General features: G+C 48.6%; 10 protein-coding genes. 8 read left to right on the top strand and 2 right to left on the bottom strand.

Annotation, left to right across the window (positions count from 1 at the left end):
- From F8N00_RS11215 to F8N00_RS11205, 3 genes are all read left to right on the top strand, one after another.
- Positions 1–615, top strand: a 615-nt coding sequence (locus F8N00_RS11215; protein WP_421018222.1) for a CamS family sex pheromone protein, incomplete at its 5' end; no start/stop codon positions are given.
- Between the two features lie 271 nt (positions 616–886).
- The gene (locus F8N00_RS11210; RefSeq protein WP_050678993.1) at positions 887–1741 is read left to right on the top strand and encodes a MurR/RpiR family transcriptional regulator; all 855 of its coding nucleotides are present in this window, start codon (positions 887–889) and stop codon (positions 1739–1741) included.
- A 13-nt stretch (positions 1742–1754) separates the two neighbouring features.
- The gene (locus tag F8N00_RS11205) at positions 1755–2930 is read left to right on the top strand and encodes a M20 metallopeptidase family protein (protein ID WP_255999438.1); all 1176 of its coding nucleotides are present in this window, start codon (positions 1755–1757) and stop codon (positions 2928–2930) included.
- 56 nt (positions 2931–2986) lie between these two features.
- Here the strand turns inward: F8N00_RS11205 and F8N00_RS11200 are convergent, their stop codons facing one another.
- Complete coding sequence (locus F8N00_RS11200; protein ID WP_023467094.1) at positions 2987–3181, bottom strand: YwbE family protein; 195 nt, start codon at positions 3179–3181, stop codon at positions 2987–2989.
- A gap of 195 nt (positions 3182–3376) precedes the next feature.
- Between F8N00_RS11200 and F8N00_RS11195 the strand changes: the two genes are divergently transcribed.
- The 3 genes from F8N00_RS11195 to glsA all read left to right on the top strand — a co-directional run bounded on the left by F8N00_RS11195 (position 3377) and on the right by glsA (position 7877).
- A complete protein-coding gene (locus tag F8N00_RS11195; protein WP_058713871.1) occupies positions 3377–4234 on the top strand; it encodes a DnaJ C-terminal domain-containing protein in 858 nt (285 codons plus the stop codon).
- A 6-nt stretch (positions 4235–4240) separates the two neighbouring features.
- The gene (gene clpB, locus F8N00_RS11190) at positions 4241–6817 is read left to right on the top strand and encodes an ATP-dependent chaperone ClpB (RefSeq protein WP_421018221.1); all 2577 of its coding nucleotides are present in this window, start codon (positions 4241–4243) and stop codon (positions 6815–6817) included.
- 127 nt (positions 6818–6944) lie between these two features.
- Complete coding sequence (gene glsA / locus F8N00_RS11185; RefSeq protein WP_023467099.1) at positions 6945–7877, top strand: glutaminase A; 933 nt, start codon at positions 6945–6947, stop codon at positions 7875–7877.
- Here the strand turns inward: glsA and F8N00_RS11180 are convergent.
- Entirely contained in the window at positions 7868–8656 is a 789-nt protein-coding gene (locus tag F8N00_RS11180; protein ID WP_023467100.1) for a CHAD domain-containing protein, read from the bottom strand. The two genes, glsA and F8N00_RS11180, sit on opposite strands and share 10 nt — an antisense overlap.
- Positions 8657–8748: 92 nt before the next feature.
- Here F8N00_RS11180 and F8N00_RS11175 point away from each other — a divergent pair, with 92 nt between their 5' ends.
- A complete protein-coding gene (locus F8N00_RS11175) occupies positions 8749–10104 on the top strand; it encodes an MATE family efflux transporter (RefSeq protein WP_023467101.1) in 1356 nt (451 codons plus the stop codon).
- On the top strand, positions 10101–11506 hold a 1406-nt coding region (locus F8N00_RS11170; RefSeq protein ID WP_421018220.1), incomplete at its 3' end, for a flippase-like domain-containing protein. The genes F8N00_RS11175 and F8N00_RS11170, both read left to right, overlap by 4 nt.

Genomic DNA, 11506 nt, shown 5'->3' with positions numbered 1-11506 from the left:
GTGTTCCAAGATGAAAACTATGGACCAACCTATACCGTTAAACTTGATGAAAAGAAAGTCGTTGCTGAAGGAAAGCGGATGGCGAATGATTTAGTCAAGAAGATGCGTAAGACACAAGGGATGAAGACGACACCGATTCACGTCGCTCTCTACCTCCAGGAAAAAGAAGGGTCACCGGTTTCCGGTCACTATCTCTCGTCTGCCTTCATCGGTCGCGGGAATCAAATCAGTGCGAACGACTGGAAAAACTACAATGAGCGCTATTATTACTACCCGTCGGCACGTGCGACGAATGATGTGCGGGATGATGCGGCGAAATTCGATTTATTCAAAGACCGTCTAGAAGACTACTTCCCGAACTACACTGGTATGATGGGGGAAGGCTTCTATCAAGAAGATGAACTGAAAAAGCTTGAGATGAAGATTCCCGTTCAATTTTACGGAAAAGCAGAACTCGTCGCATTCGTTCAGTACGTGACGTATCTGCTTGAGAATCGTTGGGAGTATAATCGAAACATTCCAACGACGATTACTGTGACGAACTTGAACGGGGATACGGAAGCGATGCTATTCCTCGATCCGGATACAAAGAAACCGATCGTCAAGATTCGCTGATTTCTCGATTTACTTTATGAAGCGACATTCCTCCAATGGACGGAATGTCGCTTTTTTTATATAACGGACGCTGAAAGAGAGAAGTATATGAATAAGAAAGGAAGGGTATGGAAGAAGAATGGTATTTTGTTTCACTTTCCCATTTTTTAGATTTACGAAAGCTAGTAGGAGAGAGCATAATGAAAGAAGAACAGTTCTACAAACAGGAACGACGCGGTAAGTGATGAATCGTTAGTTCTTTTAAAAAGAAGAGGATAAAGGGGAGATTTAGATGAAAGGCGGTATCTATTCACAAATCGGTGCAGTTCGAGAGGAACTACCATCATCCTCACGAAAAGTCGCAGACTATGTCTTGACGCATATGAACCAAATTGCGCGCATGACGATCCACCAACTTGCAGAGGAATCAGATACAAGTGCCGCTGCAGTCGTCCGCTTCTGCCGCGCGCTCGGATTAAAGGGATACCCGGAGTTGCGGATGCGCATTTCTGCCGATACAGCACGGACGGATTTAAAAGGGTATCACGATATCGAAAAGGATGAACGTCCTGTCGACTTGATTGAAAAAACGCTTAGTAACAGCATTCAAGCGTTACAGGATACTGCGAAGCAGTTGAATGATGAACGGATTGCGGATGCGATTGATGTGATTGATCAGGCACGCGCGATTTATTTTTACGGGATTGGGGCATCGCATGTCGTAGCTGAAGACGCTGCTCAAAAATGGACGCGTGTCGGGAAACTAGCGATTCAAGAAACGGACCAGCATCTACTTGCGACGATCTTAGCGAATGCACGTAAAGAAGATGTCTTCTTTGCGATTTCCTACAGCGGAGAAACGGAAGAGGTCGTCGAGTTGATCCGTTTGGCGAAAATCCAAGGGCTGAAGGTCATCAGTCTGACACGTTTCGGGGACAATCGGATCAGCCAACTCGCGGATATCGCGCTTTGGACATCACGCGCACCGGAAGCGCCGCTTCGTAGTGCAGCGCTCAGTTCACGTCTCGCCCAACTATTTGCGATCGATGTCTTGTTCTTATCGTATGCTGCGGGACATTATGAAGACACACTCGAACGTCTTCAATACACGCGAGAAAGCGTTAAGACACTGCATCAAAAGAAATAAGGGGGATACATATATGTCAGAACGAACTGCCGGACTAGACGCGTTGTATCCAGAAATGGTCGAGCGCCGTCGTTATTTACATCAGCACCCAGAGTTGTCGTTTCACGAAGTCGAGACCCCGCGTTATATCGCGCAACATTTAAAAGCGCTCGGAATCGAAGTCAGGACGGAGGTCGGCGGACGTGGTGTCGTCGGGTATATTCGTGGAGGAAAACCGGGGAAGACCGTCGCGTTACGTGCTGACTTTGATGCCTTACCGATTGCTGACGCTAAAGAGGTCGCGTATCGGTCAACGGTTCCGGGTGTGATGCATGCATGCGGTCACGATGGTCATACGGCGACGTTGCTGGCCGTCGCAGAGACGCTCATGCAACAGCGGGAATCATTACCGGGGAACGTCGTCTTGATTCATCAACATGCGGAAGAAGTCGTTCCGGGCGGTGCACGCGATATGATTGCGGACGGTTGTCTCGAAGAGGTCGATGTCATCTTCGGAACGCATCTTTGGTCAACAATCGATTTAGGACATGTCGGTGTTCGGACCGGTCCGATCATGGCAGCGGCTGATAAGTTCGAGCTGACCTTATATGGAAAAGGCGGACACGGTGCGAAACCACATGAGACGATTGATGCTGTCTTACTCGGGGCAACGATCGTTAAGGAATTACAATCAATCGTCAGTCGTCAACTCAATCCACTGGAACCGGCAGTCGTGACCGTCGGAACATTACATGCGGGGAATACGTTTAATGTCATCGCGGATCAAGCGACGTTGACAGGAACGGTCCGGACGTTTGATGAAGCGACAGCGGACGAGATCATCGAGCGGATGGAGCGGACGATCAAAGGAATCTGTGAGGCAGTCGGAGCAACGTATCACTTTACATACGAAAAAGGCTATCCAGCTGTCATCAACCATGCTGCACCCACCGCATTGATTGAATCTGTCGCACGAGAAGTTCTAGGAGACGAGCGTGTATTTGAGATCGAACCAACGATGGGTGGCGAGGATTTTGCTTATTATCTGCAACACGTACCGGGCGCGTTCTTCTTTACAGGAGCGGGAGATGCTTCGTATCCACCGCATCATCATCCGCAGTTTGATTTTAAGGAGCCGGCGATGCTCGATGCAGCGCGTATTCTCGTCGAAGCGACGTGGCGGTATTTAGAACAAGCGACTGAAGCATGAAAAAAATCGCTCGTCTTGACTCCGAAAAGGAATCAGGGCGAGCGATTGCTGTCTTTTTATCCTAAAATTTCTTGAACACGACCGACTTGACCGTCTTCTAAGCGCACTTTAATCCCATGCGGATGCTGCGGTGATTTCGTGAGAAGGTCTTTGACGATTCCTTCTGTTCGTTTACCTGTTCGTTGATCTTGCTTCAACACGATGCTGACTTTAAGACCAGGCGTGATATTTTTACGTGTTTTACCGTCCATCTGTAAATCCTCCCATCGTTCATTTCCTGTTTGGCTATCAGTATAACATGGTTCAGTCGGTGAAACTTGTTTGTCGCAAGGACGTAAAGTGAAAAGAGAACAGAATGTCAGAAAAAAGTTTGACTATATTTGACCAATTAAGATATGACTTTTATAATTAAGGTAATGAAGTATAGGAAAAGGAAGTGAATTCGAATGGCAAAAGACTACTACCAAACACTCGGTGTCGCAAAGGATGCATCGAATCAAGATATTAAGCGCGCGTACCGCAAATTGGCGAAGCAGTATCACCCGGACGTCAATAAAGAGGCGAGTGCGGACCAGCGTTTCAAGGATATCCAAGAAGCCTTCGATGTGCTTGGAGATGAGGAAAAACGAGCGCAGTATGATCGATACGGCAGTAACTTCGACCAGATGGCAGGCGCTGGAGCTGGTGGCGCTGGAGATTACGAAGATCTGTTCCGACAGTTTGGAGGTGGTGGACGGACACGACCTGGACAATCGTTCGGATTTGAAGACATGTTTGGTTCGTTCTTTAGTCAGGAAGAAGTGTCGACCGATGAAGAGCTTGAATTGACGGTCCCACTCAGTCATCTTAGTACGAACGAAAAAGTCACGGTGCGTCTTGCGACGGGTTCGATCCAGCTGACGCTTCCGAAAGATGTCTATGACGGTAAAAAAGTCCGCTTACGTGGAAAAAGTTCAATGCGTAACCGACAAGGTGTCGCGGGAGATGTTTACGTGACGATTCACTTGAAGGATGACGATCAATTCCGACGGGTCGATCAAGACGTCATTTCAACCGTCCGTGTTCATCCGACGACGCTTGTGCTTGGAGGCGAAGTCGTCGCAGATACGCTTGAAGGGAAACGAATCAAACTGAAAGTCAAACCGGGCACGAAACCAGGAGCACGACTCCGGATTCCGAATCGTGGTCTCAGTCAAGCGAATGGTCATCGTGGGGCGTTACTCGTTCAACTCGAAGTCAAGTTACCTGAGATGGACCGTGCCTTTTATGAAGAGTGGGAACGTCAACTTGCAGTGAAGGAGTGATCAAGGATGGATTTTGAACGTTTAACGGATCGGGCACACGAGGGAATCGTCTCTGCCCAAGCGATCGCGAAACAACGTCGTCATAGTGAAATCACAGAATGGCATTTGTTACTTGCCTTACTTGCTCAAGAAGAAGGAATTGCACAAGTCGTCTTTGAAAAGTTGAATCAACGGATTGAGACATTGAATGCTGCGATTGACGAGGCGATTGGTAAACTTCCTGCCTTGTCCCAGGCGACGACGCCTCGGATCGGGGGCTCGTTGCTGAACGTGTTGACGGAAGCAGAGACGGAAGCGCGCCTCATGCAGGATGACTATGTCTCCGTCGAACACTTATTGCTAGCATTGATCAAACAATCAAGTCCAGCAGCCCAGTACCTACGTCGTCAAGGCATCACAGAAGAGACACTCCGGGAAGCGATCGTCAGTATGCGAGGCAATCGGAAGGTCACGACGAAAAATCCTGAAGAGACGTTTGATGTGCTGAAAAAATATGGACGTGATCTCGTAGCGGATTTCCGGTCTGGGAAAACAGACCCGGTCATCGGTCGTGATGATGAGATTCGACGTGTCATCCGGATTTTGAGTCGGAAGACAAAAAACAATCCCGTCTTGATTGGAGAACCCGGCGTCGGGAAAACGGCAATCGTTGAAGGACTCGCGCAACGGATCGTCCGAGGAGATGTACCGGAGAGTCTGAAGAACAAGCAGTTGTTCAGTTTAGACATGAGTGCGCTCGTCGCTGGTGCGAAATACCGTGGTGAGTTCGAAGAGCGACTGCAAGCAGTCTTGAATGAAGTCAAGGAAGCCGAAGGACAGATTCTCTTGTTCATCGATGAGCTGCATACGATTGTCGGTGCTGGGAAGACGGACGGCGCAATGGATGCCGGAAACATGCTCAAGCCGATGCTTGCGCGAGGAGAATTGCACTGTATCGGTGCGACGACGCTGGATGAGTACCGGAAGTATATCGAAAAGGACCCGGCGCTCGAACGTCGCTTCCAACAAGTCCTCGTCGCGGAACCAGATGTCGAGGATACGATCTCCATTCTGCGTGGACTAAAAGAACGATTCGAGATTCACCACGGTGTACGGATTCATGACAATGCGCTCGTCGCGGCGGCGATGTTATCCGATCGGTATATTACGGATCGGTTCATGCCGGATAAGGCGATTGATCTCGTTGATGAAGCATGTGCGATGATTCGGACTGATATGGAGTCGATGCCAGCTGAACTCGATTCGCTCGTCCGTCGAGTCATGCAGCTCGAAATCGAGGAAGCAGCGTTAAAGAAAGAGACGGATGAAGCATCCCGGAAACGACTCGCCGTCTTACAGCAAGAACTCAGTTCTGTCCGAGAAGACGAGAGTGCGCTACGGACACGATGGGAACGGGAGAAAGAGAGTTCGCAAAGTGTTCAGCAGTTACGTGCGGATCTTGAGAAAGCGAAACTGGCGTTACAAGAAGCGGAAGGGCGCTATGACTTGAACCGAGCATCGGAAATCAAGTACGGGCAAATTCCGGATCTTGAGGCACGTCTGAAAGTCGCGGAAGAGTCATCTGAACACGTCTCACACGAACTCGTTCGAGAAGCGGTGACGGAAGAAGAGATATCCGACATCGTTTCGAAATGGACCGGTATTCCGGTGACGCGGCTTGCTCAGGGCGAACGCGAAAAATTACTTTATCTTGAAGATACGCTTCATGATCGCGTCTTCGGTCAAGACGAAGCAGTCCGTCTCGTCGCGGACGCTGTCATTCGAGCGCGAGCAGGCATTAAGGATCCGAACCGTCCGATTGGCTCGTTCTTGTTCCTCGGTCCGACAGGGGTCGGGAAGACAGAACTCGCAAAAGCCTTGGCAGCGGCGATGTTCGATAGTGAAGATCACATCGTCCGTATCGATATGTCGGAGTATATGGAAAAACACAATGTCTCCCGTCTCGTCGGTGCGCCTCCGGGATACGTTGGTTATGAAGAAGGCGGTCAATTGACGGAAGCCGTCCGACGGAGCCCGTATTCGGTGCTGTTGTTCGATGAGATTGAAAAAGCGCACGGGGACGTCTTTAATATCTTGCTTCAGTTGCTAGACGATGGTCGATTGACGGATGCGCAAGGACGTGTCGTCGACTTCAAGAACACGATCGTCATCATGACGTCAAACATCGGGGCACCGATCCTGCTTGAAGCAGCCAAAGATGGTGTCATCGATGCAGCGGAAGAGGAAGCCGTTCGCCAAGAACTGAAGCGCCACTTCCGACCGGAGTTCTTGAACCGGATCGATGATACGATTTTATTCCATCCACTCCACCGGACGGAAATCGAACGAATCATCGACAAAGCGGTCGAGAAAATGAGTTCACGTTTATCTGGACGTGGTATTACGATTGATGTCACGGATGCTGCGAAGACGTTGATTTTCGAAGAAGCATTTGAACCACAATACGGCGCGCGTCCAATCAATCGTTATATGCAACGAACGATTGAGACGAAACTTGCCCGTGCCTTGATTAGTGGGGCGATTCAAGATGGTGCCCGGATTGCGATTGATGTAGAAGACGGTGAACTTGTCGTCCACGGATGAAGCAGATGCTAGAAAAAGGAGTCGACTCGGCTGAAACGAGTCGACTCCTTTTAGCGTTTACGGAAGAACCATATCCGTATCCGTCAGATGCGTGATAAGCTAGAAAAAAAGAGAAAGAGGGAACGCCATGAATGTTACACAAGCCCAACTCGAGGAGTTGATTGAAGAATGCCGTCCGTATACGGTGCTTGGACAAGTCGCCAGTTACATCCCAGAGCTTGCGAAGGTTGATCCGACACAGCTCGGAATCGCCGTCTGTAATGCCGACGGAACGTTCGTCTCGGCAGGTGATGCGGATACGATGTTTACGCTACAGAGTGTATCGAAGATCATCACGCTCGCATTCGTCCTCGAGACATTCGGAGAAGATTATGTCTTTTCAAAAGTCGGGATGGAACCGACGGGCGATGCGTTCAATTCGATCGCAAAACTCGAAGAGACGATTCCAACAAAACCGCTTAATCCAATGATCAATGCAGGAGCACTAGCCGTGACGAGCATGTTACCGGGAACGGATGCTGCCGATAAATTACTTCAATTGCGTCAATTCATCGCAAAGCTATTGGATATTGAAGTAGAAATGGTAAAATATGACGCAGATGTTGCTGAATCGGAATTCGAAACGACGGATTTAAATCGCGCATTATTGTACTTCATGCGCTATCACGGTGTCATCGAAGGCAATGTCGAAGAAATCATCGACGTCTATACGAAACAATGTGCGATTTTGACGAACTGTAAAGGACTTGCCATGATGGGGAAAATTTTGAGTACATCTGGAAAAACACCATCAGGACGCCAAGTCATTTCACGTCGGAACGCACGAATCATTCGAGCGATCATGACGACGTGTGGCATGTACGATGCATCTGGAGAATTTTCCGTCCAAGTCGGGCTTCCAGGAAAAAGTGGTGTTTCCGGTGCAGTCGTTGCTTGCGGTCGAAGTGATTTCGATATGGCTGATCTCGGAATCGGTGTCTTTGGACCATCGCTTGACGCAAAAGGAAACTCCATTGCCGGAACAAAAATGCTGGAATTACTCGTTCAACGTCATCCATGAGCGATTTCAATCTGATCAAGCGCAGAACGTAGCTCGTCCTCTAACCGCTTGATCTGACGCAAACGCTCTTCTTGATAAGCAGATGGAACCTCGAAAGAGCGCCATCTTTCTAATCGCTGATACGTATCATTGATGTGTCCGAGTCGTGTCTGGGTTGTCTTTAGACGATCAACAGCAGACTTCGGTTGATGCGTGTAGGGACGAAGGTACTCGACCGTATAACGGTATGCTTTTGTAGCAAGCCGTAATTCATGCATCCGTTCGACACGCTTCGTTCCATCCTTTCGTTGCACTTTTTCAAATTGTTCACGTTTTTTCTCATAGCGTTTCTCAGCGGCCTGAATCAGCTCTTTTTCTGACATCCGCTTGAGGCGCTTTGTCATCGGACCAGCTAAAAAGCGACGAACGGATCGATCCAGTTCATTGGAGATCAAGAGATGCATCGTCTCGATTAAAGTCGAACGTTTTCCTTGAAGTTGCAGAGCGACATGGTTCGCGAACAACTGATCGATTTCTGTTTTGTTTGAGGTCGCTTCGAGTTGTACGTCGAGGTCACGGACTTCGCCGAAAGCATGCATCAGCCGCTTCCAAATCAAATAAACGGGTTCCTCCGTCAAATCGACCAATCGGGCGAATGTGATCAGTTTCCGTAACCGAATCCGCGCTTGATGGACATCTTCCGGATTCTCAAACGTTTGAGCCTCTTTGGCATAATGATTGAAGGTAGACCATGTCTCAAGCAGTTCGAAAGTCAGCTTTTCAGTATCTCGATGGTTCATGAGATGAATCCCTCCTCGGATTATTTTCGTAAGAGTTCAAGAGTGCTAGGTTTTAAAATTAAGGAGGACTCCTCCTGAAATGTGGTGGAAACATGTTAGAAACAGTTACGTTCTCAGGAAAGATGAAGCAGTTCATGAAAATTTTCTTTCCCATCCTCGTAACGCAAGTCGCGTTTTACTTAATTAGTTTTTTCGATACGGTCATGGCCGGTCGATATGGTTCTGCTGATTTAGCAGGAGTCGGTGTCGGAGCAAGTCTCTGGGCACCCGTCTACACAGGACTGACCGGTATTCTACTTGCCGTCGCACCGCTCGTTTCCCAAGCGATGGGAGCGAAACGCGAGCGGGAAGTCAAACGGATCGTCATGCAGGCGTTGTACGTTGCTGTTGTGATCATTGGTTTGACCGTAGTCATCGGACTTATTGCTGTCAATCCGATTCTCGAACGGATGGAGTTATCAGCAGAGGCGCGTGAAGTCGCGCGAAATTATCTCGTGATGTTAGCACTCGGGATCGTACCGATGTTCGTTTTCTTCGTTTTACGAACACTCGTCGATTCATTAGGTAAATCAAATATCACGATGGTCTTACTACTAATCTCTTTACCCATTAACGTCCTTTTCAATTATCTATTCATCTTCGGAAACTTCGGTTTTCCGGAACTTGGTGGAGTGGGCGCGGGAGTTGCGACTGCCATCACGTACTGGATTCTCTGTCTAGCGATCATCGCTGTCGTCTTCAAAGGAGAATTATTTCAACGCCTTGGGATTCTGCGGCGCTTTTACCGTCCAGATATGAAGCGAATCAAGGAATTGATTCTACTCGGTGCTCCGATTGGTCTAGCGATTTTTTCTGAAGTCAGTATTTTCTCGGCGGTCACGTTGCTGCTCGGAGCGTACGGCGATGTCATCATCGGTGCCTATCAAGCGGCCATCAACTTCGCTTCGTTCGTCTATATGATCCCATTATCTGCTGCGTCCGCTTTGACGATCACAGTCGGTTTTGAGGTCGGTGCCAAACGAATCAAGGACGCTGTCCAGTACGTCGTCATTGGATTGACGATGTGTGTTGCCGTCTCCTTGTTCTCCGGGATCTTGTTGTACTTAAAGAATGAAGAACTTGCCGCTTTATATAGTCGTGATCCTCAAGTCATCGAAGCAGCCGCACACTTCATGATTTTAGCGATTTTCTTTCAACTGTCGGATGCCGTTGCTGCACCGACGCAAGGTGCATTACGTGGATTCAAGGATGTCAACGTCACCTTCTTGTTGACGATTGCTGCCTACTGGGTCATTGGACTACCATTAGGTTTTTATCTCGAACGCTATACGACGCTCGGGCCAGATGGTTACTGGTGGGGATTGATCATCGGTCTTGCGGTCGGAGCAACGCTACTACTTGTTCGTCTTATGCATTTAATCCGTAAATCAAGGAGGCTGGCAGCTTGAAATTCTCAAAACAACGCATCATGACGATTGCGAAGATCATCTTGCCGATCGTCTTGATTGGATTCATTTTTTATCAAGGACAAAACGAATTGCGTAGTTTGTCGCTACAGGAATCGATTCAAGCGATTCGTCAAGTCCCATCTTGGCAATTCATCCTGTTGATTCTCGCAGGTCTTGCGGCAGTCTCGACGATGTTCTTTTATGACTTCTTCTTATTACGTTCATTGGAGGCGAAAGCACCGATCGGACTAATCTTCCGAGCATCCTGGATTGCGAACTCCTTTAACGGCATCATCGGATTCGGCGGTCTCGCTGGGATGGCGATCCGCTCCGCTCTTTATCGACCATTCGTTGAAGGTGGTCGTTTGTTGAAGGCGATCGGCTGGATGGCACCGACGTTGATCAGTGGATTGTCCATCTTATCTGCCTTATCGCTTCTGCACGTTTTTCCGGCGTTTGAAGTGCTCGATTTAAAAAAATGGCTGTGGCCCGTCATCATTGGTGTCGCATTCTTCTTTCCACTCTATCTGCTGTTCTCGTTTCGACGAGGCAATAGCAGCATCCATCCGAAATCGATTGCGTTATATTCACTCGTCTCACTCGCAGAATGGTTCAGTGCTGGCGTTGTCGTCTATCTGATTTTGGCAGCGCTCGGAACGGATGTCAGTTTCTCAAAAGTCATCGGTGTTTTCATCATCGCTGCGACAGCCGGTTTGATCTCGATGGTACCGGGTGGGTTTGGTTCGTTTGACTTAGTGTTTTTGATCGGCATGCAGCGTGCGGGTGTCGAGGAAGGCATCGTCTTGACAGGATTATTGATCTACCGTCTTGTCTACTACTTGATTCCGTTCCTGATCGGTGTCATTTTCTCAGCTCGGGAGTTCAGCGGTCCGGTCGTCAAGATGATCGAAGACAAACCGATCGTTGGTCCATCGATGGAGGTCGGGGGCGTCATTTGGCGCTTACAACTGCGATTCCTCAGTAAAATTCGTCATTTCACACTCGCATTGATCACACTCGTTGCCGGGATCACGATCTGGGGATTGGCGATTTTACCACCTGTCTCGACGCAATATGAATATTTGGAATCGAAATTACCGCATGAAGCGCTGTTACTCGCGAATAGTTTCTTCTTGATGGGCGGCTTATTGTTCGTCCTCTTATCGACAGCACTGTATCGTCGAACAAAACGGTCGTTATATATGATGTACGGGGCATCTTTTTTCGCATTGATTGGAATGGCACTTCGTGGTTTTAACTTGATTTCTTTCCTTGCCGTCATCCTCGTTCTCGTCTTGCTACTGATGTCGCGAAAAGCATTTCACCGAGAACGAACGCTCATTACGACGACACGCTTCATCCGGGTTGCCTTCGCTGGTCTATTGTACCTGTCTCTTATACA

The sequence above is a fragment of the Exiguobacterium sp. A1_3_1 genome (assembly GCF_048985645.1).
Classification (GTDB): domain Bacteria; phylum Bacillota; class Bacilli; order Exiguobacteriales; family Exiguobacteriaceae; genus Exiguobacterium_A; species Exiguobacterium_A indicum.
The sequence above is the reverse complement of the archived record's forward strand: the minus strand, read 5'-3'. Positions and strand labels throughout refer to the sequence as shown.

What these genes read in the sequence shown, in the direction of transcription:
- F8N00_RS11210 (WP_050678993.1), top strand. Translation starts at nt 887, where the DNA reads ATGAAAGGCGGTATCTATTCACAAATCGGTGCAGTTCGAGAGGAACTA.
- F8N00_RS11205 (WP_255999438.1), top strand. Translation starts at nt 1,755, where the DNA reads ATGTCAGAACGAACTGCCGGACTAGACGCGTTGTATCCAGAAATGGTC.
- F8N00_RS11200 (WP_023467094.1), bottom strand. Translation starts at nt 3,181, where the DNA reads ATGGACGGTAAAACACGTAAAAATATCACGCCTGGTCTTAAAGTCAGC.
- F8N00_RS11195 (WP_058713871.1), top strand. Translation starts at nt 3,377, where the DNA reads ATGGCAAAAGACTACTACCAAACACTCGGTGTCGCAAAGGATGCATCG.
- clpB (WP_421018221.1), top strand. Translation starts at nt 4,241, where the DNA reads ATGGATTTTGAACGTTTAACGGATCGGGCACACGAGGGAATCGTCTCT.
- glsA (WP_023467099.1), top strand. Translation starts at nt 6,945, where the DNA reads ATGAATGTTACACAAGCCCAACTCGAGGAGTTGATTGAAGAATGCCGT.
- F8N00_RS11180 (WP_023467100.1), bottom strand. Translation starts at nt 8,656, where the DNA reads ATGAACCATCGAGATACTGAAAAGCTGACTTTCGAACTGCTTGAGACA.
- F8N00_RS11175 (WP_023467101.1), top strand. Translation starts at nt 8,749, where the DNA reads ATGTTAGAAACAGTTACGTTCTCAGGAAAGATGAAGCAGTTCATGAAA.